The sequence below is a fragment of the Exiguobacterium sp. s183 genome (genome assembly GCF_018617655.1).
In the GTDB taxonomy this organism is placed as follows: domain Bacteria; phylum Bacillota; class Bacilli; order Exiguobacteriales; family Exiguobacteriaceae; genus Exiguobacterium; species Exiguobacterium aestuarii_A.
In genome coordinates this window covers 48,995-75,675 of record NZ_JACSKN010000001.1, presented here as the reverse complement: position 1 = coordinate 75,675, position 26,681 = coordinate 48,995, and the positions used below count along the sequence as shown (strand labels likewise).

24 protein-coding genes, 1 riboswitch and 1 other annotated feature are annotated in these 26,681 nt (G+C 47.8%); of the genes, 7 read left to right on the top strand and 17 right to left on the bottom strand.

The window, feature by feature from the left end; translation table 11 throughout:
• Positions 1–32 precede the first annotated feature (32 nt).
• Genes pulA through pepV form a run of 5 tightly spaced genes read right to left on the bottom strand, consistent with a single transcriptional unit; the run spans position 33 to position 6,207 of the window.
• Positions 33–2,198: a type I pullulanase gene (gene pulA, locus KNP62_RS00360; RefSeq protein ID WP_214782132.1), complete on the bottom strand. Its 2,166-nt coding sequence runs from the start codon at positions 2,196–2,198 to the stop codon at positions 33–35.
• Between the two features lie 19 nt (positions 2,199–2,217).
• Positions 2,218–3,057, bottom strand: a complete 840-nt coding sequence (locus tag KNP62_RS00355) for an NERD domain-containing protein (protein ID WP_214782130.1) — start codon at positions 3,055–3,057, stop codon at positions 2,218–2,220.
• Positions 3,027–3,602: an RNA 2',3'-cyclic phosphodiesterase gene (gene thpR / locus KNP62_RS00350; RefSeq protein ID WP_214782128.1), complete on the bottom strand. Its 576-nt coding sequence runs from the start codon at positions 3,600–3,602 to the stop codon at positions 3,027–3,029. The genes KNP62_RS00355 and thpR overlap by 31 nt, the downstream gene beginning before the upstream one ends.
• A gap of 5 nt (positions 3,603–3,607) precedes the next feature.
• Positions 3,608–4,759: an MFS transporter gene (locus tag KNP62_RS00345; RefSeq protein WP_214782126.1), complete on the bottom strand. Its 1,152-nt coding sequence runs from the start codon at positions 4,757–4,759 to the stop codon at positions 3,608–3,610.
• A 59-nt stretch (positions 4,760–4,818) separates the two neighbouring features.
• Positions 4,819–6,207, bottom strand: a complete 1,389-nt coding sequence (gene pepV, locus KNP62_RS00340) for a dipeptidase PepV (RefSeq protein WP_483299200.1) — start codon at positions 6,205–6,207, stop codon at positions 4,819–4,821.
• A 308-nt stretch (positions 6,208–6,515) separates the two neighbouring features.
• On the opposite strand from pepV, the gene KNP62_RS00335 reads away from it, so the two are divergent.
• Together KNP62_RS00335 and KNP62_RS00330 are read left to right on the top strand one after the other, a co-directional pair.
• Positions 6,516–6,737 carry a DeoR family transcriptional regulator gene (locus KNP62_RS00335; protein WP_074033475.1) on the top strand — a complete coding sequence of 74 codons (222 nt, stop codon included), beginning with the start codon at positions 6,516–6,518 and terminating at the stop codon, positions 6,735–6,737.
• A 103-nt stretch (positions 6,738–6,840) separates the two neighbouring features.
• Complete coding sequence (locus KNP62_RS00330; RefSeq protein WP_214782120.1) at positions 6,841–7,467, top strand: DUF3885 domain-containing protein; 627 nt, start codon at positions 6,841–6,843, stop codon at positions 7,465–7,467.
• Between the two features lie 71 nt (positions 7,468–7,538).
• Here the strand turns inward: KNP62_RS00330 and KNP62_RS00325 are convergent, their stop codons facing one another.
• Positions 7,539–8,249: a pseudouridine synthase gene (locus tag KNP62_RS00325; RefSeq protein WP_214782117.1), complete on the bottom strand. Its 711-nt coding sequence runs from the start codon at positions 8,247–8,249 to the stop codon at positions 7,539–7,541.
• Complete coding sequence (locus KNP62_RS00320; RefSeq protein ID WP_214746358.1) at positions 8,249–9,946, bottom strand: putative polysaccharide biosynthesis protein; 1,698 nt, start codon at positions 9,944–9,946, stop codon at positions 8,249–8,251. Before KNP62_RS00320 ends, KNP62_RS00325 begins: the two co-directional genes overlap by 1 nt.
• Positions 9,947–10,089: 143 nt before the next feature.
• Between KNP62_RS00320 and KNP62_RS00315 the strand changes: the two genes are divergently transcribed.
• Positions 10,090–11,355, top strand: a complete 1,266-nt coding sequence (locus KNP62_RS00315; RefSeq protein WP_214782114.1) for a BaiN/RdsA family NAD(P)/FAD-dependent oxidoreductase — start codon at positions 10,090–10,092, stop codon at positions 11,353–11,355.
• A gap of 113 nt (positions 11,356–11,468) precedes the next feature.
• Here KNP62_RS00315 and KNP62_RS00310 read toward each other — a convergent pair whose 3' ends face one another.
• From KNP62_RS00310 to KNP62_RS00290, 5 genes are all read right to left on the bottom strand, one after another.
• The gene (locus KNP62_RS00310; protein WP_251125540.1) at positions 11,469–12,305 is read right to left on the bottom strand and encodes a DUF2268 domain-containing putative Zn-dependent protease; all 837 of its coding nucleotides are present in this window, start codon (positions 12,303–12,305) and stop codon (positions 11,469–11,471) included.
• Between the two features lie 314 nt (positions 12,306–12,619).
• Positions 12,620–13,132: a pyrophosphohydrolase domain-containing protein gene (locus KNP62_RS00305; protein WP_214693364.1), complete on the bottom strand. Its 513-nt coding sequence runs from the start codon at positions 13,130–13,132 to the stop codon at positions 12,620–12,622.
• 17 nt (positions 13,133–13,149) lie between these two features.
• Positions 13,150–14,277, bottom strand: a complete 1,128-nt coding sequence (locus KNP62_RS00300; RefSeq protein ID WP_251125539.1) for a hypothetical protein — start codon at positions 14,275–14,277, stop codon at positions 13,150–13,152.
• 117 nt (positions 14,278–14,394) lie between these two features.
• Positions 14,395–16,797 carry a leucine--tRNA ligase gene (gene leuS, locus KNP62_RS00295; RefSeq protein WP_214782110.1) on the bottom strand — a complete coding sequence of 801 codons (2,403 nt, stop codon included), beginning with the start codon at positions 16,795–16,797 and terminating at the stop codon, positions 14,395–14,397.
• A gap of 42 nt (positions 16,798–16,839) precedes the next feature.
• Positions 16,840–17,055, bottom strand: a binding site (T-box leader).
• Positions 17,056–17,094: 39 nt separating this feature from the next.
• Positions 17,095–18,285: an MDR family MFS transporter gene (locus tag KNP62_RS00290; RefSeq protein ID WP_353047500.1), complete on the bottom strand. Its 1,191-nt coding sequence runs from the start codon at positions 18,283–18,285 to the stop codon at positions 17,095–17,097.
• A gap of 179 nt (positions 18,286–18,464) precedes the next feature.
• Between KNP62_RS00290 and mnmL the strand changes: the two genes are divergently transcribed.
• On the top strand, positions 18,465–19,439 hold the full coding sequence (gene mnmL / locus KNP62_RS00285; RefSeq protein WP_214782106.1) for a tRNA modification radical SAM protein MnmL/YtqA: 975 nt from the start codon (positions 18,465–18,467) through the stop codon (positions 19,437–19,439).
• A complete protein-coding gene (gene mnmM, locus KNP62_RS00280) occupies positions 19,393–19,965 on the top strand; it encodes a tRNA 5-(aminomethyl)-2-thiouridylate-methyltransferase MnmM (RefSeq protein ID WP_214782104.1) in 573 nt (190 codons plus the stop codon). The genes mnmL and mnmM overlap by 47 nt, the downstream gene beginning before the upstream one ends.
• A gap of 31 nt (positions 19,966–19,996) precedes the next feature.
• Here the strand turns inward: mnmM and KNP62_RS00275 are convergent, their stop codons facing one another.
• On the bottom strand, positions 19,997–20,710 hold the full coding sequence (locus KNP62_RS00275; RefSeq protein WP_074033486.1) for an alpha/beta hydrolase: 714 nt from the start codon (positions 20,708–20,710) through the stop codon (positions 19,997–19,999).
• 88 nt (positions 20,711–20,798) lie between these two features.
• A complete protein-coding gene (locus KNP62_RS00270; RefSeq protein ID WP_214782102.1) occupies positions 20,799–21,269 on the bottom strand; it encodes a GNAT family N-acetyltransferase in 471 nt (156 codons plus the stop codon).
• A gap of 164 nt (positions 21,270–21,433) precedes the next feature.
• Between KNP62_RS00270 and KNP62_RS00265 the strand changes: the two genes are divergently transcribed.
• Positions 21,434–21,955 (top strand): hypothetical protein, encoded by a 522-nt coding sequence (locus tag KNP62_RS00265; RefSeq protein WP_214782100.1) that lies wholly within the window; start codon positions 21,434–21,436, stop codon positions 21,953–21,955.
• Positions 21,956–21,997: 42 nt separating this feature from the next.
• On the opposite strand, the gene metK is transcribed toward KNP62_RS00265, so the two are convergent.
• Positions 21,998–23,206, bottom strand: a complete 1,209-nt coding sequence (gene metK, locus KNP62_RS00260; RefSeq protein ID WP_214782098.1) for a methionine adenosyltransferase — start codon at positions 23,204–23,206, stop codon at positions 21,998–22,000.
• A gap of 132 nt (positions 23,207–23,338) precedes the next feature.
• Positions 23,339–23,458, bottom strand: a riboswitch (SAM riboswitch).
• Positions 23,459–23,780: 322 nt separating this feature from the next.
• Between metK and pckA the strand changes: the two genes are divergently transcribed.
• Entirely contained in the window at positions 23,781–25,352 is a 1,572-nt protein-coding gene (pckA, locus tag KNP62_RS00255) for a phosphoenolpyruvate carboxykinase (ATP) (protein WP_214782095.1), read from the top strand.
• 16 nt (positions 25,353–25,368) lie between these two features.
• On the opposite strand, the gene KNP62_RS00250 is transcribed toward pckA, so the two are convergent.
• Positions 25,369–26,133 (bottom strand): alpha/beta hydrolase family protein, encoded by a 765-nt coding sequence (locus tag KNP62_RS00250; RefSeq protein ID WP_214782093.1) that lies wholly within the window; start codon positions 26,131–26,133, stop codon positions 25,369–25,371.
• Positions 26,114–26,587: an RNA deprotection pyrophosphohydrolase gene (ytkD, locus tag KNP62_RS00245; protein WP_214782090.1), complete on the bottom strand. Its 474-nt coding sequence runs from the start codon at positions 26,585–26,587 to the stop codon at positions 26,114–26,116. Before ytkD ends, KNP62_RS00250 begins: the two co-directional genes overlap by 20 nt.
• Positions 26,588–26,681: the final 94 nt, after the last annotated feature.

Genomic DNA, 26,681 nt, shown 5'->3' with positions numbered 1-26,681 from the left:
CTTACTTGAATTAAAGAGATACAATCAACATCTTAACACGCGAGAATCGTCATTGACAACGACTCGACTTGAATGTGTGACGGGTTTCTTTCAATCGGGACGAGGCTAGAAGTCTCCCCTTGAACGTAGACGTTCCATTTCGTATCGCTCTCGAATGACAATTTTTCGAACGTTCCATTAATATATACGCGTACCCGCTGCCAAGCATCATACGAGTGGCTCGCCGTCAGTTCATAAATGATGACGCCAGGCGGCGACGGCAGGAATGTGAAATGGTCGATGACTTCCTGACGTGAATCGTAACGGAAGCATGTATGCAGTCGTCGCAGTTTCAAAAGCGTCTTCACATACTCGATCTCATTGATTCGCGCATCGCGTAAGTCCCAATCGAAGTGATTAATGTGGTCTGGTGAATTATAGCTATTCTCTACGCCATGCTTCGTTCGACCGAACTCTTGACCCGCATGGATAAACGGAATCCCTTGAGACGTGATGACGACCGCATTGGCGAGCCGCTGCATTGCGAGGCGAGTCGCTTCATCAACCCCTTCACACGACAACTGTAATTTGTCATAAATCGTATAATTGTCATGGGCTTCGGCATAGTTGATGGAATACGTCGGACTCGGGAAACGTCCAACCGTCACGTTCGGTATATGGACGGCCCCGGTCAGACATTCACGGAGCTCCCATTCTCGCCACTCATTTCCTGAAATGAATCCACGTTCTCGGTCATTGAAGGTCGAACCTTTTAGGGCATCTCGAATCATATCGTTGAAGTGTCCGATTCGAGGCATTCGGGCTGCATTTAGCGAAGTCGCCTTTAAGGACTGTCCGAGCGGTGTCGCCAAGTCCCACCCTTCTCCATACACAAGGATGGACGGGTCAACTTTATCAAGGGCGGCTCGCACTTGATTCATCGTCTCGACGTCATGAATCCCCATCAAGTCGAAACGGAATCCGTCCACTCGATAAGTTGTCGCAAAGTATGAGACGAAGTCGACAATCATTCGCCGCATCATATAACGTTCCGATGCCGTATCATTCCCGACACCGGTCCCGTTTGCGACCGTTCCGTCATGCTCATAACGAAAATAATAATAAGGAACGAGAGCCTCGAGCGGAGAATGTTCACGAATATAGATGTGATTCATCACGACGTCTGTGACGACACGGAGACCTGACCGGTGAAGATCCGCGACAAGTGACGCGAACTCGAATACCCGACTCATCGGTACATCCGGGCTAGAGGCGTAACTTCCTTCAAGGCTGAACCAATGAATCGGATCGTAACCCCAGTTATACGGCGTGCGTGTCGCTTCATCGACACTTCCAAAGTCATGGATAGGGAGCAACTGGACATGCGTCACGCCAAGTTCTTTTAAATAGTCGAGTCCGGCACTATTGCCTGCTTTCGTCCGAACTCCTTTTTCAGACACCCCACCGTACAGTCCTTTCAATTGACTCAACGATGAGGGGTGGCTTGTAAAGTCTCGGATGTGCAGTTCATAGATGACGGCATCGGTCGCTTTCCAAAGAGGTGGACGCGGAGCTTGTTCGACTTGTTCATTCACAAATCGTTCCACATCCATCAATACCCCGTACTCTCCATTCAAGCTAACGGCTCTCGCATAAGGGTCAACGACTTGTCTTGTATCGACGGGCGTCTTTACTTCTAAACGATATAGCATCCCTTCGAACGCTTTTGGCACTTCTCCATTCCATTCCCCGCGAGAACCGCGATGCATATGGAAGCGTTCGAGTTCACGGTGGTTCATGTCGTCATGGACGGTAATCCACATCGAGAGTGCGACAGGCGACCATACGGTCACTTCCATCCCGTGTGGTGTAAATGACACACCGAGTGGTCCATCATATGAGAACCGACGCTCGAACTCTTCGGAGCGTACAATTTCTCGTGGAACGATGACCGTCGTCTTTTGTCCCGGATGAAACACCGTATACATCATCTCTAAAGAAATAGGTTCATATAGTCGCAGAATTTGTTCAATCATCCCTGATTCGGTCACATGTTGTTGTTCGACCATGTAGTCGATCGGGCGTCCATTCTGTTCAATTTGTACTGGAACGGATTCATATTCGCGCACAATCTCAAGTTGTATGGTCTCAAATGATACGAAAGACGCGCTCTCAATCGTTACATGCGAGGCCGTCTTTTGATCTGGTGTATGATGCATATGCGTCCCTTCCTCTCAATCACTGATCCATAAATTGACGAAACGGCATCTTGGCTGTCACTTCTAACAATGTAGCGACATCGCGAACTTGCTGCGCTTTTACAATCGGTGCGCGCCCATTCACTTGTTTCATCCATTCTTTATACTCATTTCGTCCCACATAATGCGTCGTTCGAACGCTCGGAACATTATCAAAATAACCATCTGCTGCAATGACGACTTTTTGAAGGACACCCGCATAGTTCGGTACAATTTGTCGAACAAGTTCTTCGGTTCGTGTCAACGCAATGAGCGGGTTCACTACACGAGTATTTTCCCCTTTCAGCGGTTGATGAACCCACGTCTTCTCTTTCGATATGTGATAGATGCTTCTGTCTCCCTCGAGCCACTCTATGATATAGAGATGCGTCGGACCGACAAGGACATGACTTAATTCAACGGTCGCACCGTTCCACTCAATGACGGGACGATAAAAGAAGAAGTGTCGTTCATTCCATTCGGAACGCATCACGCGATATGCAAAATCTCTCGTGAATGCCAAATGTGGTAAATCTGCCTCAAGTACCCCTTCACAAGCAAATTGCAGTTTTTGAATGTGTCGGCGCTCTCGAAGTAATTTCTGATACTGTGATTCGGCGAGTGGTTTCGGTTCTAGTTCAATCCGTTCCGACTTCGCCCAAAATTTCCACCACGGCCGATCGATCTCAAGCACTTCGACTGGACTCAGTCGATTGTTTTCATGAAGACGCTGCAATCGGGCCGTATCGGATTCTACATATTCTAAATAGCGATTGTATTGATCTAATACATCACGTTCATATTTTGAGATTACGTCAAAAATTTTAACCGGGATTGCCATATGTCCTCCTCTGGCCGTCTTAACGGAAATACTTCAATCGCCCTATAGGACGGAGTATGATTCGGCTGCACTTCATACAGGATCACTTCTTCCACCGACTCGGTTACGTTGAACTCGGGTGGGACGTAAGCAATCCGTTCCCCTTTGTCCCACTTTTTTGCGAGAGTGACATGAGGGACGAATGTTTTTCGGTCTAAATTCGGAATCAATGCGACGAGCTCTTTACGCAGCGCCGTCGCAAATCGCTGAAGAGCATCTGACGCATCAGGTACAATCGTCAACACGCGTGGACGGTCCGCTCTCCCGAAATGGTCGATGGCATGAAACGTCAACGTGAACGGAAGGGTTTCTTGACTGATTCTTCTAGTGATTTCTTTCACTTCATCCAGCTCTTCACCATCGATCCCCCCTAAAAATTGTATCGTCAAATGAAACTCGTCCGGTCGATAAATTCGCCGATACGAGTAATACGGTAAGATGGCTTGTTGTACAGCGGCGAGTTCGGCCGCTTCGATTGGAATCGCAATAAAATAATGCGTGCTCATCTGATTCATCCTTTCAGTGCACGACGTGACAGTCCAATCCAAATCACTGCCCCGATTGCCGTGACGATCGTATACATCCAAAATACGCCGATGATGTCATCGAGTTCGATGATTGTACCACTCAACTTGTTGAATCCCGCTGTCGCAAGTCCCGAAGTCAACGCCATGTAAACACCGATTGCCGTTGAAGAGACTTGACGGTCGACAAGTTTCCGGACGAACTGAAGCGCGACCGGAATTAAAAGTCCGACGACGAGACCTTGTGCAATCGCCAGAAGCCAAACGACCCAAATGGGCGGCTCCAATGCAAGGATTCCATTTCGCATGGCCGAGATGGCTGCCGCCCCGACGAGTACCGGGACACTGCCGAAGCGTTCTACAAATTGTGATGCCACTTTCATGAAGGGAATTTCAAACAAAACCGCGACGAGGAATAGTGTTCCGACGAGCGTCGTCGATCCCCCGCTACTTGTCACGTACAATCCAAAATAATAGTTGTTCGCATAAATTGGTCCGAAGACGAGCATACCCCCGAGCAGAAAGAATAAGAAGGACTTATTCCATACAGCTGTCCATGAAATCGGAGCTAACGTGACGTCACGAATCGAGCTCTTTTCCGGAATCATTCGGACAAACACACTTCCGAGGATAAGTAAGACGGCACTTAATACGAACGTACTAGCAAGGCCCCACGTCGTATCGGAAATCCACCCCATCGCAAACACCGCGATGGCAAAACCTGCCGACCCATATAGACGAATTGCACCGTAGTCTACTTTGGAACGGACCGTATAGTCGAGTGTCATCATATCAACGAGCGGAATGTGTGCACATTGGAACACCGACCAGATGACCATGAGCACCACGATCCATACGTAAGAAGTCGCCACTAAAAAAGTAAACGAAATGAGGGCTGCGCTTAACATCGCTAACATGAGCCACGCCTTCACCCGCCCGGTGCGATCGGTCAACATTCCCCAAAGTGGTTGTACACCAATCGAAAGAATGGGAAGAATGGCCACGATATTTCCGACCTGACTAGGACTCAGTCCGAATTGATCTTGTGAAAAATATAAAGCCATGTAAGGGATCAATGCCCCTTGTGCGAAGAAAATGGCGACATATACAGATTGAAACAATCTTTTTTGCGAATTCAATGATAACTTCCTTCCTAAAGGACAGAGAGCCGACTACATCAGTCAGCTCTCCATAGTTCTTATTTAGCGAGCTCGTAAATCGCTTCAGCATAAATCGCTGCTGCGCGTAATAAATCTTCTATCTCCATATATTCATCGACCTGATGCGCCACATCTTTAGCGCCTGGGAACAATGCACCGAATGCGACCCCCGCCTCGAGTGAACGGGCGTAAGTTCCCCCACCGATTGCCATCAAGTTCGCATGCTCCCCCGTCTGACGTTCGTACACACTCGCAAGCGTCTTCACGAGCGGATGATCTTCAGCCACGTGATGTGGTGGCATATGTTGACGCGTCTTCAATTCGAAACCGAGCGACAACGCGATTTCACGTAGGTTTTGCAACCGCTCTTCAAACTTCGCCGTATAAGGGTAACGAATGTTAACCGTTGCCGTGCGCTCGTCATCGTTGTAACGGAACACACCACCATTGATCGTCAAATCACCTGTCTCGTCACTTGCCTCAATCCCGAGCGAAATCCCACGAGAATCTGCAAATACGTGACGAACAAGTTCAATATAGCGTTCCCCTTGAATATCGAGAGGAAGGTGCAACAAGAATCCAGCGAGGACGTAGGCCGCGTTGATCCCGTTATCTGGTTCCATCGCGTGCGCCGCTTTCCCTTTCATCGTGAACGTATATGTGCCACGGTCATACACGCACGTCCCGTCCGCTTCATACTTTTCAAGATAAGCCTCGAATTTTTCTTCGAGTACCTCGTCTGTCTTCAATTCAGCTTTCGCGAAGTCCGGCACCATATTCGGACGCTCTCCACTCGTGAATGAGAGAAGGTGATACGCCGACTCTGGTGCGCGTTGAATCGGAAGTTGTGTCAATACACCGTCATATAGCCCTTTCTCCGCGTTAATGATTGGGAAGTCCGCGTCTGGTGCAAAGCCGTATGTCGGCATCTGTTCTTGTTTAAAATATTCGCGGACACAGCGCCATTCGCTCTCCTCGTCGCAACCTGCGATCAGGCGGACACGTTTCGAGAGCGGTAACCCGAGTTCTTTTACGATCCGTAGACCATAGTAAGCAGCCATCGATGGTCCTTTATCATCATTGCTTCCACGAGCGACGATTTTTCCGTCCGAGGTAATCGTCGGATTGAACGCACCATACGTCCACCCTTCGCCTGCAGGAACGACGTCAAGGTGACATAAAATCCCGACGATGTCCTCACCATCCCCATACTCCAAATGTCCTGCAAATCCACCGACGTCTTTCGTTTTAAAGCCATCTCGCTCACCAATCTCAAACATGTAATCGAGCGCTTTTCGAACCTCTGGTCCGAATGGCATGTTCGGTGCGGCTTTTGATTCATCGAGCACGCTAGGGATTTGTAGTAATCCTTTTAAATCTTCTAAAAATGCATCTTTACGATTGTCGACTTCTTGTCTCCAATTCATGTTCATCTCCCCTTTTGCGAATGTTCTCTCCCTTACTAGTATATCCAAATGAATGAAAGACGAACATTCATTTAGAAAAGTTTTTTTCGTTCGTGTTTGACCTCGTTTTAAATACAAAAAAACAATCTTCATTCGATATTTACGTTCATAATCAAATCTTTACAAACAGATTGTTCGTGCTTTCTACTTGCATTTTTGTACAGGAGCGGTATACTAAAGGTGTAATTTTAGAAAATAACAATTTTATATTTCATTTTGTCGTCTGTAGGTATGGTTTATCATTATTCTACACATTGGGAGGTTATCCAATGAAAGGCTCAACAGATCGGATGTTAACGCGCATCAAGTCCATTTATTTGTTCATCAATGAAAGGGAGACAGTTACCACTTCAGAACTAGTAGAAGAGTTCGGCATCACGTCGCGCACTGTGCAACGTGATTTGAACGTACTTGAGTACAATAATCTTGTGGAGAGCCCTAGCCGTGGCACGTGGACTTCATCGAAACGTTCACTCAAGACGGCAAATTGAAACGTATATGTAGATTCAAGAGACCTGACATCCAGGTCTCTTTTTTATGAATGAAGGTCTCGTGGTTTTAGATTGTATCAATTGTTCAAGATGAGGTGATGATGTGAAAGAAGAAATAATGAAGTATATAGATGACAGTTTTCCAAACTTATCTGGAGAAGTCCATCTAAGATTCGAACTCGGCGAACCGTATAAAAACGGAACAGATGAGAGAATAGAGCAAGTAGTTGCGAGAGTGACAACATTGTTCGAGGAAGTGTTTCAATCTGATGATTACATCCATATCTTTATCAAGGATTGGAACGAAACAGAGGACATCATGTTCGGGAATACCACTCCCGAATATTTGTATGGTTTATTCATGAAGCAACAGATTGAAGAAGAAACGTTATTCGAATTAAATGAAAATATAGACGAAAAAACAGGGGGAATTATAGAAATCAAACATGAATATAAAGCGAAATTCGTATCCTCGCAGATAAAGTCAATCCCTTACGAGAAAATCCTTAGAGGTATAGGAAATTACGAGCAAGGAAGAGACCCTTCGATTGGACAAACTGTATACTTTATAAGCACCGAAAAGAACATCGTTTTTTATATGTACGATGATCGAGGTTGTATCATAAGTTCAAATGAAGTTGAACCACTTGTCCTTTTGTATCATAAATATAACGATTGGTTGGTTGACTCTTGGCGTGATGATTTTGATGACATTTTCAAAAAGATATGATCGAAAATCAGAGCTTTTTACGCAAAAAAGAGAATCCGTCCCATCGGACAGATTCTCTCTCACCTCATTAATTATTGGAGAAACAGTTGAACTTCTTCTTCCGTCAATTCACGATATGCCCCGAGCTCAAGCGTCTCATCGAGTTCTAGCTCCCCGATTTGAACACGCTCTAATCGCTCGACGTGTTTGCCTACCGCCGCGACCATTCGTTTCACTTGGTGATATTTCCCCTCAGACAACGTGAGACGAATGACCGACCGACGCCCGCTCCGACTCAAAATCTCGAGTCGGGCCGGTTTCGTCGTATATCCATCCTCTAATTCGACGCCGTTCGCGAATGCCTTGATGTCGTCCACGGTCATCTCCCCATCGACTTCGGCGATATACACCTTGTCGACATGTTTACGTGGTGACATGAGCGCATGGTTGAACGCACCATCGTTTGTAATGAGGAGAAGGCCCGTCGTATCTTTATCGAGCCGTCCGACCGGGAAGAGGTCGTAATGGGCATACTCCGGATCAATCAACTCGATGACCGTCGTCTCGACTTGATCTTCCGTCGCACTGATGACCCCTTCCGGCTTGTTCATCATGAAATAGATGTAGGGCCGATATTCAACGACTTCCCCGAACACGGTGACCCGTTCTGATTCTGGGTTAACGTGCTGTTTCGCATCTTTTACAGGGACATCATCGACTCGTACTGCCCCTTGTTTTAATAGGATTTTTACATCTTTTCGTGAACCATATCCCATGTTCGATAGTAATTTATCAATTCGCATTATCCGTTCCTCCGATATTCAAAGCGTTTCCCTAATAATTTCCCTGCAAGATGGCTGCGCCAGCCGAGATATCCGTATACGAGAATCCCGACAATGACACCGACGATTGTCGCAAAGATATCATTTCCCCAACTCGCTTCATCTTGCAACGTGACGAGAAGGGAAAGGTAAACAGCCGCAAACATCGCCGCCCCCATCAAGAACATTAAGATGGTCCGACGAAGCAATTGCTTATACGGGAAGTGAAGAGAGCGCTGAATCATCCATACCATGAGCACAATCGCCACAATGTATCCAGCAATCGTCGCATAACCCGCACCGATACCACCGAGCCAATAGACGAACGGCACGTTCAGGGCAAGTTTCGCCAACAGACCCATCGATGTAGCAAAGATGGTGAAGTACTGACGGTTAATCCCTTGGAGGATTGCAGCCGCGACCGAGTAATAGGCTAAGAAGAAAGCACTCGGTGCGTAATGAAGTAAATATACCCATCCTTCACGGTCTCCCGGGAACAACGTCCCAAACAACGGCTCCGCGAGAGCCACGAGACCGATGACAGCAGGAATTGTCACGAAGAACGAGACTTGGAAAATATGATTGACTTGATTTCGTACCTTCAGCATATCTCCTGTCGTGAAGGAACGGGTCACGAGCGGGATGGTCGCCATCGAGACACTCGCCGCAATCGACACGGGGATCAATACAATTTTATGTGCGTTTCCGGTTAAGAATCCATAGGCCGAAGTCGCTTCGGATACGGTCGCACCCGAACTGAGTAACGTATTGACCATCGTCAACTGATCAATCAGCTGATAGAGAGGGGTCGATACCCCGACCATCACGATTGGGATCGAGTAGCTGAGCAACTCGAGTAATAACGACTTCATCGAACGGACAGGTGTGCCCGCTGGATTATCTGTCTGACGATGGATGTCTTTTCGACGCTTCCAGTACATCATGAGTACGACGAAACTACCGATTGCCCCAACAAAAGCACTGAACGTCGCAATCGTGACGGCAATGACTTTCAATCCATTCAGTTCAGTCGTCTCGACGGATTGCGTTCCCCCAAGAGCGTTCGCGATTGGTCGAATGAAGTCAGAGTCCGCAAAGACGAACAAGACGAGCATCGTCCCGCTGAGAAGGAATAGAATGCGCACGATCTGTTCGACGACTTGTGAGATTGCCGTCGGAGCCATGTCTTGATGTCCTTGGAAATAACCACGAACCATACTCATCGCTGGGATGAGTAGTAACGCAAAACTGACGCTTCTCGTCACGAGTGTGAGCGAGTCAATGTATTGCTGATTGTTCTCCGAATTTCGGACCATCAGCTCGGATAGCCATGGTGCCGCAAAAAAGAGTAATAAAAAAGCGACGACACCGGTCGCAAGCATCAGCTTCATTCCTTGTCGGAACAATCGTTGACTCGTTCCGTACTCTCCTAGCGCATTGTATTTGGCGATAAATTTCGAGACGGCAACAGGAATCCCTGCCGTCGATATGGAGATCATGATTGCGTAATACGTATATGCAGCTTGATACAACGTCACTCCGGCAATCCCGACCATCGCTTGGAACGGGAATGTATACAACAGCCCTAACATCCGGGAAATCAAGTTTCCCGCTGATAAAAGAAGCGTTCCTTTGACGAAGGAGGCTCTTCCAGAATCTTGTTTGGCGCTTGATGACATGAGGCACCTCCATCTATAAATCAACTATTCATATGAATTCGGTTTTACAAAACAACCGCTTCTCATTATACTCTTACTGTTACGGATAATAAAGTTACGATAATTTTACTAATCATATAGATGAAGAAATGAGGAGATTTTACATGAAGGATGTCATCGTCATCGGCGGAGGTCCAAGCGGACTTATGGCCACGTATGCGGCTGCAAATAGCGGCGCATCGACCTTGTTAATTGATAAAGGGTCTAAACTCGGTCGGAAATTAGCGATTTCAGGTGGAGGGCGTTGTAACGTCACGAACCGAAAACCAATCGATGAATTGATTCAGTTCATCCCTGGGAATGGCCGCTTCTTATATAGCGCCCTCGCTCAGTTCGACAACCAATCGATCATCGACCTGTTCACAGGATTCGGCATCCCGCTGAAAGAAGAGGACAACGGGCGCATGTTCCCAGTGACCGATAAGGCACAAGACGTGGTCAACACGTTGCTTCGTGCGATTGAAGACCTCGGTGTCGAGATTCGAAAAAAAGCAGAAGTTAAAACGCTACATTTTAATGAAGAAAACGAGTTTCACGCGGTCGAGCTGATGGACGGAGAAATGATTGAAGCAAAAGCTTGTGTCGTCGCGGTCGGCGGACAATCCGTGCCTCACACTGGTTCGACGGGTGATGGTTATCCGTGGGCACAGAAAGCCGGGCATACGATCACGGAGCTATTTCCGACAGAGGTGCCGATCAAGTTGAACGATTCGTTCATCGGAACAAAACAACTTCAAGGACTATCGTTACGTGACGTCGCGTTGACGGTGCACGGCAAAAAAGGAAAAGCTATCAAGACGCACCAAGGCGACATGATCTTTACCCATTTCGGGATTTCAGGTCCAATCGCACTCCGTTGCAGTCAGTACACGATTAAAGAACGGAAACGCAGCAAAGAACAAGTCGTCCTCCTATCACTCGACTTCTTCCCGGACACGTCACGAGATGCGCTCATCCAGGAATTGTGGAACCAAGTACAGGGTCAACCGAAGCGTGCCGTCAAAAACGTATGGAAAGGCTATATCCCCGAGCGACTTCTTGACTTGTTGCTAGAAGAACTCGCATTTGGTGAAGAAGACGCGAGTCAGTTGAAGAAGCAATCCGTCATTGATTTCGCAACGCGTTTAAAAATGTTCGAGATGCACGCCGTCGGGACGCTCGACTTTGACAAAGCGTTCGTCACAGGTGGTGGCGTTTCGGTTAAGGAAGTTGCGCCACAGACGATGATGTCGAAGAAGGCACCAGGTCTCTTCTTTGCCGGTGAAGTGCTCGACATTCATGGATACACAGGCGGCTACAACATCACGGCCGCTTTCACGACAGGACATTGCGCCGGATCGCACGCAGCTGCACTGGCCACAGAGCGGTAAAAGCATTTTTTATAAAGCAATGCACATGCGTCTCATCGTAGTGATTTAATGCACAATCAAAAGGCTTGACCCCTGAATGAGACAGGGTCAAGCCTTTTGACATTCATTTTAACTTAATTCCCCAATTTCATAACGCCTTCATACTTATAACCTTCCAAAATCTCGTGGTCTTCTTTAAACGTCCACTCAGAAATCGACAGCTCTGGGTGCGCCGTCAAATATTCATGGAGCACATCCCTACCTAGAATATAGTTACTCCAACGCGGAATGTCTTTTTGATTATTTCCCACCACAAAATCGTTAAAGGATGTTTCATAATCATTCACTCGACTCGCGATATGTTCCATGGTCGCATCATCGATTGGTACATACCATGGTGGAGTTACCCCTTTGACAATGCGGTCGGCAAACGCATCCGCTTTCCCTTCGATGATGATAGACTCGAGAATCGAACTAAGGTTATATTCGTTTTGATCACGAAGGATCAGGTGATGGTACTCGTGAGCCGTCGAATGAGCTAGCACACCTTTGTCATAATCTGTATCGAGAAACAAGATGAAGGCGTCTTTATAAGCTGAGGCTCCTACTCCTTTCATCGGCCCACTATCGTAGAAGAATTCAGGATTATACGGTGCGATAAACACGGTACTTTTCTTTTTAGGAAGGACTTGATTTGAATCCGCGTATGTGGAAGTAATAATTTCTTTAATCTCGTCATGTTTATCAATTAACGTATCAAGTTGCTTTAGCAATTGTTGCTTATGAGGCGTCGGCTTCAGAGAAAAGTTTGTTTTGATGAGGGATGTATCGATTTTTTCTTCCTCTCCGACCTCTCCTATGTAATCTAATACATATTTCTTGAAGTTCTGTTTGTTCTCCTCCGCATCGGTTGTTTCAAGGGATGCATTCAAATATTGTTGGTATTGGGTGTAGAGTGGGACGATTGTCAATTCATTCTCTTCGTTGATTTTTATCGTTTCGATTGAAACGTCAGGCTCAGACGTTTTAGATTCTGACGTTTTTTCATCATTGCTACATGATGCTAACAGAAGTACTGAACTACAACATAGAATACCGAATAATTTTTTCAGTTAAATAACCTCCATCTCAATGATTAATATCCCTCACTTGTTTACTTATGTTAAATTATACCATAAATTACTCTTATGACCTTTCAGATACCATCTAGTATCATGATGTCGTCACGACCACAACAAAAAAAACGACTCGAACCCTTTCTAATGAGGGCTCAAGCCGTTTGTGATTATTCTTTCCCTGCGATTTGACGACGCACTTCTTTTTCGAGCTCCGGCTCCGGCGGCATCCATCCTTCAGGTTTCATAACTTTATTGTCCGACTCGCGTAAAATCGGTTTCCCATCCGGTCCAAGCTTTGCCATATTGGCACGCTGGACGATTTCAAACAATGGCACCGGGTCGAGGCCAAGTTCAACGAAACTTCCCATCACAAAATATAACGCGTCCGTTAACGCATCCCCTTGACCGACGAGGCGTTCCACATCATCTGACGGCGGTGCGTCTTGTAATGATTTTTGGACCGCTTTTTGGAAGCCTTCTTGGAATTGCTCGATGGCCTGTAAGAACTCTTCTTCAGTCTGTGACGATTGGTGTAAAAATTCAACGACCGCTTCCTCTGCCGTCCAAACCGATCGTTTTGTCGCACGATCAAGTGTCAACGGTTGCGGAGATTTTGCTCCTGGATGTCCGAAAGTCTCGTGGAATTGTTTCACTTCTTCAAAAAAGTAACGTTTGCTCATCTGTTCTTCCCCCATTGTTAGTCCACGGAAACGAATGCATCCAAATCGAATACTTCCGGGTGGACGATTGCAAAGATTTCATTGTCTTGTAAAAACATGCCGGTCGAGTCATACACGCGAGGTGTCACCATCTGACCGTTGATGGTACCTTCTTCCGGGTTGACCGTATAGAGGACGAGCTCTTCCGAGTCGAGCACGTATATTCGGCCTTGTCGCTCGACAAGCCCAACGCCTTCGAATCGCTCAAACTTTTGCTGGATTGAGGCGCTCATCCCGTCAGCCGATAACGCTTGACGCGAATCGAGCATCCATTCCGTTTCCGGTTCTTTTTCCTCGACTGCCTCATCTGGCGTATCCTGTTCATTCTCAGGTGCCTCTTCTTCCGCAACGGCTGTGTCACTAGAGACACCGTCACTCGTCGAAACGTTTTCTGTTGTCGTTTCTTCTGTTGATTCTTCAGTGCCTTCAACATTATCATCAGATTCTGTCGATTCTTCTAACTCGTTTTCCGCAGGCGCTTCCGGTTCAATTTCACGCTCTTCGATATAGAGGAGCTCAAGGTCCGGCGTGTCTGCTAATCGATTCATCATGAACAGACGATTCGATTCTCGGTCATAGCCGAGACCAAAGATTCGGTCTTCCGATACGAGACCTTTGATTTGTTTACGTGGTTGTTCGACCCAACGCCCTTCTTCCCGTTCAATCGTGATGAGCGTCCCGTTTGCTGTCACCGCATATACGAGGTTCTCTTCGACCATCCGCATCCCGATAAAGTCATCGAGACGCGCCTGTCCCGTATTTTCGAGTTGAAGCACTGAGTTGACGCGTGTGCCGTTCCCGCTCACTTCGAAAAATTCAGCCTGCTCGGTAAGCACAAGATAGGCCCCGATCGTATCGCTATAGTACACTTCATCGATCTGGTTGATTTGCTCGAGCGCATCGGTCGTATCAATATCTTCGTCATCTTGCGCTGCCTCCACAGGTGGGAGGGATGCCGTTTGATGACTCGTTTGAATGTCGATTTTTTCAAATGTCGAGGCGACCTGTCGCTGAATCTCTTCGTCAGAGAAGACAAAGACATAGCAAAGAATCACGCCGACCACGACAGCACATAGTGTCGTGTATAGCACATAAGAACGTTTCATGGACATGTCGTCCCCTTCTACTTCAGTATCGCCCTTTAGTGTATCAAAACCAACCGTAAAAGAAAATGACCTCACCAAAAAGAAAAGAATGTGCGACAATGTCACACATTCTTTCGATTATCCAACTACGATATTGACGAGTTTTCCAGGAACGACAATGACTTTACGAACCGTCTTGCCTTCTGTGAACTCTTGGACACGCTCGTTGCCGAGTGCCTCCGCTTCAAGCGCTTCTTTTGATGCGTCACGCGAAACGTGCATTTTCGCACGAAGTTTCCCGTTCACTTGGATGACGACTTCAATCGTGTCACTCACAAGTTTTGATTCATCGTACGTCGGCCAAGCCGCATACGTCAACTCTTCCGTCATGCCCATCTTCTCCCACAACTCTTCAGACAAATGCGGAGCAACAGGTGAAAGCATCTTGATGAAGTCGACCATTTGCGATTTTGGCAACGTCTCTTGTTTGTTCGCTTCATTGACGAAGACCATCAACTGAGAGATTGCTGTGTTGAAGCGAAGTGCTTCATAGTCTTCAGTGACTTTTTTCACCGTCTGATGATACGTACGTTCAAAGTCGGCAGTCGGTGCCACGTCCGCAAAGTTCGTTTGATCGAACAAACGCCATACGCGGTCGAGGAAGCGACGTGCCCCGTCAAGACCATTCGTTGACCATGCGATTGCCGCGTCAAGTGGGCCCATGAACATTTCATAAAGACGGAGTGTATCCGCGCCGTGTGACTTCACGATATCGTCTGGGTTGACGACGTTCCCACGAGATTTTGACATCTTCTCGTTGTTCTCACCGAGGATCATCCCTTGGTTGTAGAGTTTTTGGAACGGCTCGTTCGTTGGGACGACACCGATATCGTAAAGGACTTTATGCCAGAAACGTGCATAGAGCAAGTGAAGAACGGCATGTTCCGTACCACCGATATACAAGTCGACTGGAAGCCAACGTTTGAGTTTTTCAGGGTCCGCAATCATTTCTTCGTTATCTGGATCGATGTAACGGATATAGTACCAGCAGCTACCTGCCCATTGTGGCATCGTGTTCGTCTCGCGACGACCTTTTTCCCCTGTGACAGGATCTGTGTACGTCAACCACTCTTCTGCGTTCGCAAGTGGCGACTCACCCGTACCAGACGGTTTGATTTCATCGATGATTGGAAGTTCGAGCGGAAGCTCTTCGACCGGTACCGTCTTCATCGTTCCGTCTTCCATGTGGACGACCGGAATCGGCTCTCCCCAGTAACGTTGACGGCTGAACAACCAGTCACGAAGACGGTATGTCGTCTTCGCACGACCCGTACCCGCAGCTTCGAGTTCTTCAATGATCGTCTTGATTGCATCGGCTTTATTAAGACCGTTCAAGCTACCTGAGTTGACGTGCTCCCCGTCTTCGACATAAGCCGCCTCTTCCAAGTTTCCACCTTTGACGACTTCACGAATCGGGAGGTCGAACGTTTTTGCAAACTCATAATCACGCTCATCGTGTCCAGGAACGGCCATGACTGCACCTGTCCCGTATGTCGAGAGGACATAGTCTGCTGTCCAAATCGGAAGTTTCTCACCGTTTACCGGGTTGATCGCATAAGCGCCCGTGAAGACTCCTGTCTTCTCTTTAGCGAGGTCTGTACGCTCAAGGTCCGTCTTCTTCGAAACTTCCTCGATGTATGCTTCTACTGCCGTTGATTGTTCAGGCGTTGTGATCACTTTCGTAAACGGATGCTCTGGTGCGAGCGTCACATAGGTCGCTCCGTGAAGTGTGTCCGGACGTGTCGTGAAGACCGTGACAATCTTGTCGTGACCGTCGACTTTGAAGTCTACCTCGGCACCGACCGATTTCCCGATCCAGTTGCGTTGCATCTCTTTGACGCTCTCTGGCCAGTCGAGACCTTCCAAGTCTTCAAGCAAACGCTCCGCGTATTCTGTGATGCGAAGCACCCACTGTTTCATCGGGACACGGTATACCGGGTGATTCCCACGCTCTGACAAGCCGTCGATGACTTCTTCGTTCGCAAGGACCGTGCCAAGTGCAGGGCACCAGTTAACGGCAACTTCGTCGACGTATGCGAGGTCACGCTCGAACAATTGCGTGAAGATCCATTGTGTCCATTTATAGTATTTCGGGTCCGTCGTGCTGATTTCACGGGCCCAGTCATACGAGAAACCGAGTTCTTTCAACTGACGGCGGAACGTCTCGATGTTACGCGCTGTGAATTCGCGTGGGTCGTTCCCTGTGTCGAGCGCGTACTGCTCGGCAGGAAGACCGAACGCATCCCAGCCGATCGGGTGAAGGACGTTATATCCTTGCATCCGCTTCATACGGGCGATGATATCCGTCGCCGTGTAACCTTCCGGGTGACCAACGTGAAGACCGGCACCTGATGGGTATGGGAACATATCAAGGACGTAGAAACAATCCTTCTCCGGGTCTTCTGTCGTTTTGAATGCGTCTTTCTCTTCCCAACGCTTTTGCCATTTCGGCTCGATTTCTTGATGTTTAAAATAGCTCAATATTCTTCCTCCTCTGCATAATAAAAAGCCTTCCGTCCCCGAAAATGGGACGAAAGGCTTGAAAGCTCTCCGCGGTACCACCCATGTTGCATTGCTGCCACTTGAGACGCCGATAACGAGGCGTAACCCCGGTTTTCCCTACTCGGTTCAGGAAAACAGCTCCAAGGCGAGTTCACGACCTCCATTTATCGATTCACACCAACCATCGACTCTCTTTGAAACGGAACGTTCGCTACTAATCCTCTTCATCGCTTGCTATTCATCGTAGTCTATTTTAGCCCATTCTGAAATTCAACGTCAACTTGATTTTTCAGCGACGCGAATGTCTTTCATGATAACGAATAGAGTAAGGGCGAACGTAGCGAGCAGAAGAAGCATACCGAAGACCGCAGTAATGCCGAACATGTCATAGACAAATCCAGACAATGTTGGCCCAATCATACGACCGACAGATGCTGCGATATTGACGAGCCCTTGATACTGTCCCGCCTTACCAGGAGGGGCAAGTTTCGCCGCAATCGTCGGGACTGCTGGCCAGACGAACATTTCCCCGATTGTCATGACGACCATCGCGACCATGAACATGCCAAATCCGCCTGCGAACGGCACGATCAAGAAAGCACCGAGGAAAATCGAGGCTCCGATAATCAGTTGACGTTTCAAGTCGTCCTCAAATTGTCGCAAGACACGGTTGAGTAACGGCTGTGCAAATACGATCATCGCCCCGTTCACCGTCCAAAGCAGTGAATATTGGCTGATCGTGACACCAAGGTCTTTCGAATGAACGGCGATCGTCCCTTGCCACTGAACGTAAACGAACCAAAGCACGGCGTAACCGACGGCGACATACCACATCGACTTCATCGTTGCGCTCGAGAGCGTCGTGGCGGCTGCCTCTAACTGTGATTGAACGACAGGACGTGCCGGGTTTTTCAAGTAACGAAGTCCAAATAAAAGGACCACGACAAATAAGACCGACAAGAAGAAGTTCGCATAAAAGATCCACTCGATGTTAAAACGCGCGATTTGACCACTCATGGCCGTACCGAGTGCGACACCTACGTTTTGCGCAACATAAATCGCGTTGAACGAACGGCGTCCACCTTCTGGCCAGATGAGTCCTGCAAACGCGTAAACGGTCGGAAAGACGAGTCCACCTGAGAACCCAATCATACCGAGCCACACCAAATAGCCGAAGAACGTGGCGTGGAACAGTAAAAATCCGAGTGAGCTCGCAAGCAACAAACCGACAGAAATCATGAGCGTCATCTTTCCACCGATTCGGTCGAATAATGTCCCTCCGATGTAGTTTCCGACGATTGCGAGTGCGGAGTTCACAAGAAGTGCCACCCCAGCAAGTGTCATCGACTCACCTAAAAAATCATGAATATACAGTGTGTTAAATGGCCATAAAAAAGACGCCGCCGTTGTATTGAGCGCCATCGCAATGACTAGAATCCATACCGAAATTGGCATTTTATTGTTCACACCAAGTCCTCCTTTCATTCCTCTTTCACATCAAAAAAAATCGGCACAAATGGCCGAATCGACAAGATTTCCTTATCAAACCTAAACGAATGCCAAAGAAGTGTCAAGAAAAATTACTTATTATGAAGTTTTGTCATTTTTCATTTGTGATAGCATGAGCAAAGAAGGAGAGATGTTGAATGAATCCATTTGGTCAAAACCGATATCACACGTTGAACGAGGCGTATCGCCGAGAATATGGAGGAAAGGTGTTCAAGGTCCCGCTCGATGGTGGATTCACCTGCCCAAACCGTGACGGGCGCGTTTCAAAAGGAGGATGTACGTTCTGTTCAGACGACGGGAGTGGTGACTTTGCAGGAAATGCTTGCGATCCGATTCCCGTTCAATTTGCCGAAGTAAAGGCTCGTCTTCACCGAAAGTGGAAGAACGCCAACTACATCGCTTATTTCCAAGCATTCAGTAACACGTACGCGCCGGTCGAACGGTTACGTGAGTTGTACGAACCTGCACTTCAAGAAGAAGGCGTCGTCGGTCTCTCAATTGCGACACGTCCGGACTGCTTGCCAGACGATGTCGTCGCCTATTTATCAGAATTGAATGAACGGACGTCGCTTTGGGTGGAGCTCGGCCTTCAGACCATCCATGACACGACTGCGAAAAAAATCAATCGTGGACATGACTACGAGACATTTTTGAGCGGTCTTGCAAAACTTCGACGCCACAACATCCGTGTCTGTGTTCATATCATTAACGGTTTACCCGGTGAGACACTTGAGATGATGCTCGACACAGCCCGAGAAGTTGCTAAAATGGACATACAAGGAATCAAGATCCATTTACTTCACGTCTTGAAGCATACACCGCTCGCCCGTCAATACGAAAAAGGCCTACTCGACTTGATGGAGGAAGATGACTATGTCTCCCTCGTCTGCGATCAGCTCGAATGTATACCTCCCGAGGTCATCGTCCATCGTTTGACAGGAGACGGCCCACCTGACTTATTGATTGGTCCGTTTTGGAGCCGTCACAAGATGCAGGTGTTAAACAAGATCCGTGCAGAATTGGAACGACGAGATTCTTTCCAAGGAAAAAAGAAGGATGAGATGTATGGGATTAATGAGAGTACTACCGTTTGCAAAACAATTACTACATGACCACCTTGAAGAAGGACATGTCGCCATCGACATGACCGCCGGAAACGGACACGATACGCTGTTTTTGGCGAATGCAGTGGGCGAAACGGGTCATGTGTATGCATTTGATATCCAGTCAGAAGCGGTCGCGTCCACACGCGCACGTATACAGGAATCCGGTCTCGATGAACGGGTATCCGTCATTCATGACAGTCACGACACGGTTCAAGCGGTCGTCGCGAACGAGACGCGCCCCATCTCCGCTGCCGTCTTCAATTTAGGTTATTTACCAGGAAGCGATAAATCAATCACGACTCACGGGAATACGACGATTGCCGCGTTATCTCAATTATTAGAGGTCATGACCGTCGGTGGCGTCATCGTCATCGTCATTTATCACGGACATGAGAGCGGAAAAGTCGAACGGGATGAAGTGCTTCAATACGTGGAGTCGCTTGACCAAAAACAGGCTGGCGTCCTCCGCTACGGTTTCATCAACCAAATCAATCATCCCCCATTCATCGTGGCGATTGAAAAACGCGCATAAGCAAAAGGCGGCTCATTCGAGTCGCCTTCTGTCATTCTTGAATCAATTCATAAAACGTCATCAATGTCTCCGCAAACTTGGTATTCAAACGTTCATATCCAAAATGCGGGAAACCTTCCAACCGACGGATGTACACTTGATCCCCACCAATCTTCCGGCAGACGTTTAACGTCAACTTCACGTCCGCAAATTGATCGTCTGGTGCATAGAAACAAGCAAGTGGAAGTCGTGGTAAGTGCTTCTTCTCTTCTTGATGTTCCACGATCTCTTCTTCAATCTCACGATATTGCGCATACGTAATCTCACCGAAGCGTGACGATTCCTCGCCTCCACCAGTGAATGTCATCATCCCGAGCGGCAAGTCTGGGCGGAAACGATCGACAGCACTCGCGACGACTTGTTTCAATCCGCCGATTTGACGAGTGGCATGCCAATCAAATAAAGGAGAGATATACGTCAAACTCCCAAGCGGCACATCATACTCTTGCAAGAGTCGGTTCGTGAAAAGTGCCCCAAGACTGAATGCCACGACATGGATCGGTAGTTTGTATTCCCCTGCCTCACGTAACGCTCGCTTAATAAGCTGTTTATGGTCATCTGCCGTCAATCCGACCGATTGGTCACGGACGACAATTACCTCGTACTCGTCTTGGAGTCGGCGAATAAAGTTCTCACTAATCCGAGACGTGAACTGTAGCGGGTACACGATGACGATGACCCCTTTTCGTGCTTCTTCATATGTCATGCTGCCGTCACCTCATTTATGGACTATGTATATTGTATCAAAAAAACATCAGCCGCAACTGATGTTTGAAGAAAATCCGTCTGGAGGCTTAGCTCGGATGATATCGTAAATGAATGAGTTCCATCGGTTGGTCGTATACCTCTTCTTGGATCCGATTCACTTCTTTAAACGATTGATGCAAAAGGAAGGCAATCGCTTGGTCATTTGAATTTTCAACGTACACTTCCATCGGTTGTGTTTTTTTCGATTGGAGATAGTTTAAAAAGGCTGCCCCATATCCGTTCCGGTGAAAATCAGGATGAAGATAAAGTCGAAGCATCTCCCACATGTCACCGCGATCGATGGCATGACAAAATCCGATGACATCTTCTTCGAACTCGCCGACGATAAAATATTGCTCTCGTGCTTCTTCACTCGAATTGATCGCTCGAACAATCTCTTCTTGTCGATAAGCGCGCTCCATTGCTTTCAAACGATTCAAATCATCCTCTGAAATCGTCGCAAGTGCGATCGTTCGAATTAATGCTGCATCTTCTGGAACTGCTTCCCTCATGTTCATGACAGCTTCCCCCTTTTGGCCAATCTATTTGTATCATTCCCTATCGTCACGTTTTTATCCTGCCATTCGTTTCTTTTTCATGACGATTCATAAGAAAACGTTATGTCCGCAATCGACTAGGGTATAACACTAGCAATGCCAATCACATGAAGGAGTGGAACAACATGACACCAAAATTAGAGCATGACCCGAAAGTCGAACAAACAGAGAATCCGAACCGTCAATTTGACCAAATGGATGCAGGAGGTCCAAAAATCAGCGTTGTGACCGGGATGTTACTCGGTGCCCTCGTCGGTGGTCTCCTCGCCTTACTTAGCTCTTCGAATCGGGAGCAGACGAAACAATCGCTTACGAATGCAAAATCTTCGGTCGGAGGCATCGTGAATGAGGTCAAACAAGATCCAGCCGGTAAGGCATCTCAAGTCATTGAACAAGTGAAGACCGCTTCTGGCAAGATTCAGGAAGTGACTACAGACGTTCAAAACGTATATGAAAAAGTCGTCGGTGAAGTCGATACGGTCAAAGAAGACGTCAATAAAATCGTCGAGACGGCCCAAGAAGCCAAATCAGATTTACAAGACATCGGTGAAAAAGTCGTCGAAGCGAAGGATACCGCGCTTGGACAAGAAAACACTTCAACTGATTCGTCATCGAATGATCATAAACAGACACCTCCAACGACTTGAACCTAAAAAACGACCTTTCCGCGGAAAGGTCGTTTTTGTTGATTACGCGAAACGCTTCGCGCCTTCTTCAAGAACTGCTGCTTTATCTGTTTGCTCCCATGGGAGTTCGATATCTGTACGACCGAAGTGACCGTAAGCTGCTGTTTGTTTGTAGATTGGACGGCGAAGGTCAAGCATCTTGATGATGCCTGCTGGACGGAGGTCGAAGTTCTCACGAACGAGTTCAACGAGCTCTGTTTCGCTCAATTTACCAGTGCCGAACGTATCGACAGCGATTGATACTGGATGTGCTACCCCAATCGCGTAAGCGAGTTGAACTTCTGCTTTATCCGCAAGTCCTGCTGCAACGATGTTTTTCGCTACATAACGAGCTGCGTATGCTGCTGAACGGTCAACTTTTGTAGGATCTTTACCAGAGAATGCGCCACCGCCGTGACGTGCGTATCCACCGTACGTATCGACGATGATTTTACGTCCTGTAAGACCTGCATCTCCTTGTGGTCCACCGATTACGAAGCGACCAGTCGGGTTGATGAAGTATTTTGTTTCAGCATCGATGAGTTCAGCCGGGATGACTGCTTCGATGACATACTTTTTCAAGTCTTCTTGAATTTGCTCGAGCGTGATCTCTTCTGCGTGTTGTGTCGAGATGACGATTGTATCGATGCGAACAGGGTTGTTGTCCTCATCGTACTCAACCGTTACTTGCGTCTTACCATCCGGACGGAGGTATTCAAGCGTACCGTTCTTACGAACTTCAGCAAGACGACGTGATAATTTGTGCGCCAATGAGATCGGGAGCGGCATGAGTTCAGGTGTCTCGTTTGTCGCGTATCCGAACATGAGACCTTGGTCCCCAGCACCGATTGCATCGAGTTCCTCTTCAGTCATCTGACCTTCACGTGCTTCGAGAGCTTGGTCAACACCTTGCGCGATGTCTACTGATTGCTCGTCAATCGACGTCAAGACTGCACATGTTTCTGCATCGAAACCATATTTCGCACGTGTGTATCCGATTTCACGGATTGTTTCACGGACAACTTTCGGGATATCCACGTAAGTTGACGTTGTGATTTCACCAGCTACGAGTACAAGACCCGTTGTGACAGACGTTTCTGCCGCAACACGGGCATTCGGGTCTTCCGCTAAAATGGCATCCAAAATCGAGTCAGAGATCTGATCACAAATTTTATCTGGATGTCCTTCAGTAACCGACTCTGAAGTAAAAAGTCGACGGTTCAATTTTGACATTCAAAAAACCTCCTATAATAAGGGTGATATGTGGACGGTACTCGTTCCCCTTACGCGTTGCTTTGGGACGGTAATGAAAAAAACCTCCCCCGATGACATACATGGGGAAAGGTTGAATCGTTCTTCCTTACCCTCTTATCGTTCGAAGCTAATGGCTTCGCTTCAGGATAGCACCTTTTCCGCACAAGACTTCATGTCGGACGGTTGCTGGGCTTCGTAGGGCCTTGTTCCCTCCACCGCTCAGAATAAGAGTATCCGTTACGAAAACCATCATATAAATGACGCTCGATTATGTCAAGGGAATCGAACGAATTCGTTAAAGTTTTCACTGACTTGCAAAACATTTCTGTTTGTGAATCGTCAAACATTTTTTTAATTCGTTTCTGTTTTTAAACACCTTGTGATAAGAGAATGTGATAAACTGTCTTTGTAAGAAAGCGCTTACTCAGAGAGAAGAAACGCTTGTGTTTAATTAGTGTGTCACATATAATTAAAAATGTCATACTGATTAATCGTAATCGCGGAAGTATGCGGATTTCATCCACATCTATTTAGGGGAAAGGTGGGATTCAGGATGGCGACAACGCTCCTGAAAATCGAAGAATTAATTAATGGTGCCGACATGAAACGGAACTTGACGGTTCCAGAACTGGTGGAAGAAGCCATCCAAAATGGGGAAGGTGTACTGACAAAAGACGGGGCTTTATCTGTCAGCACCGGTGCTTTTACCGGACGGTCACCGAAAGACAAATTCGTCGTCCAAGATGAAGTCAGCAACAACCTTGTCGATTGGGGAAAAGTGAACCAACCGATCGCGGAAGAGAAGTTTTCAGCACTTCTCGACAAAGTACTGAACCATTTAGAAAAGAAAGACAAACTTTATTACCTCGAAGCGTCTGCTGGTGCCGATGAGCACTATACGTTACCGGTCCGTGCCATTACGGAATATGCATGGCATAGTCTATTCGCAAAACAACTGTTTTTACGCGAATGGCCAACGAAAGGTGCGTTCGACCCGTTCACTGTAATTTATGCACCGAGTTATAAAGCCGACCCTGCAGTGGATGGCACGAACTCAGAGACGTTCATTCTCGTTTCATTCGCTAAGCGCACCATTCTGATCGGGGGAACAGAGTACGGTGGCGAAATTAAAAAATCAATCTTCTCCGTCATGAATTTCTTGTTACCTGAACAAAACGTCTTATCGATGCACTGTTCGGCAAACGTCAACGATGCAAATGAAACGGCACTCTTCTTCGGATTGTCGGGAACTGGGAAGACGACACTTTCAGCTGATCCACAGCGCCACTTAATCGGAGACGATGAGCATGGATGGTCACCGGATGGGGTCTTCAACATTGAAGGCGGTTGCTACGCGAAGACGATTAACCTTTCGCGTGAGAACGAACCACAAATCTATGATGCAATCCGTTTCGGTTCATTGATTGAAAACGTCGTATTGAATGAAGATCGTACGCCGGACTACAAGAACATCTCCTTGACTGAAAATACGCGTGCGGCATATCCGATCGAATTCATCGACAACGCGATGCTCCCATCACGTGCCGGTCATCCAAATACGATCGTCTTCTTGACGGCCGATGCGTATGGTGTCTTGCCACCGATCAGCAAACTGACGAAAGAACAGGCGATGTATCACTTCTTGTCTGGTTATACGTCTAAGCTTGCTGGTACAGAGCGTGGTGTCACAGAACCACAAGCAACGTTCTCGACTTGCTTCGGTTCACCGTTCCTTCCGCTCGCTCCAGAGCGTTATGCGGATATGCTCGGTAAATTGATTGAAGAGCACGATGTAGATGTCTACCTCGTCAATACGGGCTGGACAGGTGGAGCATACGGCGAAGGTTCACGTATGAAACTCGCCTATACGCGTGCGATGGTCAATGCCGCCGTCAACGGCCAGCTCCGTGATGTGGAGACGATGAAACATGACATTTTCAATGTCGAGATTCCTGTAGCCATCGATGGTGTACCGAGCGACGTGCTCAATCCGCGAGATACGTGGAGCGACCCAGCTCGTTACGATGTCGAAGCAAAAGCACTCGCCATGAAATTTAAAGAAAACTTCACTCGCTTCACGAAAGCAAGTGAGTCCGTCATCGCAGCCGGACCACTCGTCATCTAACACAAAAAGCACTGACTCATCGAGTCAGTGCTTTTTCTTGTCGCAACATCCAATCCATCGCCTGTTCAGTTGTCTCCCATTTATCCCAAAACGGGAGCTGGTGACCGAACGGGAGAACCCAAAACTCTGCCTGCTTTCCTAATTTCTCGGCGACGGCCGTTGCATGACGTAAGCGAACTTGTTCATCGTCCGTGCCGTGAATGAGGAGTGTCGGGGCGACCCATTCCTTGTAAAGCGGCGAACGGTCGACATACGCAGATTCTGCAGATTCGGGGTCTCCACCCGTCATCCGACGTAACATTTTCCGCATCGAACGCTGTTCCTCATACGTCCACTCGAGGTTTGTCACGCCAGCCCATGATGTAACCGTCGTGACCGGTCGTTCGGAAGCGAGCGAGAGGGCCATCATGCCCCCTCTTGAAAAGCCGAGAACGTGGACCGGTCGTCCGCTCATGTGGACACGGTCGAATAGCGAGAGCACATCCTCTAAGTCTTCTCCACCGAAGTCCTCTTTTCCAGTCCCGCCGTGATTGCCACGATAGACCGGGGCGACGACGTGAAAGCCCCGCGATGCAAATTGCATGAGACGTGGTAAACGGACATCCCCGATTCGAGCCGTTCCTCCTCGTAAGTACATCAACACTTGGCCGTTTGAACGTTTCGGCTCAATCGAATACGCCACGACCTCTTCCCCATCTGTCGTCGTATACCATCCTCGCGTTACCCGGTAACCCGCATAAGGTGGCAACACATCGATTCGGTCAAACCAGTTTTTGATCATAGAGAACCCTCATCGTTTCTGGTAGGACACGGTCTTTCATCATGAAGCTGTAGCGTGGATTGCGCAATAAGTTATCCGGCAAGGCATCGACCAGGACAGCCCCATCTGTCTCGTCAATGGCAGGATGATCCTCGAATCGCTCTATCTCCGCATAATAAATGTTTTTGATGACCGTATCGCCTCTACCTAGCACACGGTACTGTCCCAAATAGCGCAACGTTTTGACGACGCCACCGGTCTCTTCATACACTTCCCGGATGGCGGCATCATCCTCGTGTTCTCCTGGCTCGACTTTCCCACCTGGAAACTCGAGTCCGCGCTGTTTATGCTTCGTCAATACCCACTTGTCTTCATATCGGGCGACGACCCAGACGTGGAGCGGCGTGTCTGAGAACGGATAATGGGTGAAGCTTAACTCGACTTGATTATGATAGTAATCCTTGAATGTCTTCATAGTCCATCCCTTTCTTTCCCCTGTCTACTCTCACTTTACCTTGTCTTCACCCAGTTTCAAACAAAAAAATCGGTCCAACACGCGGACCGATTCG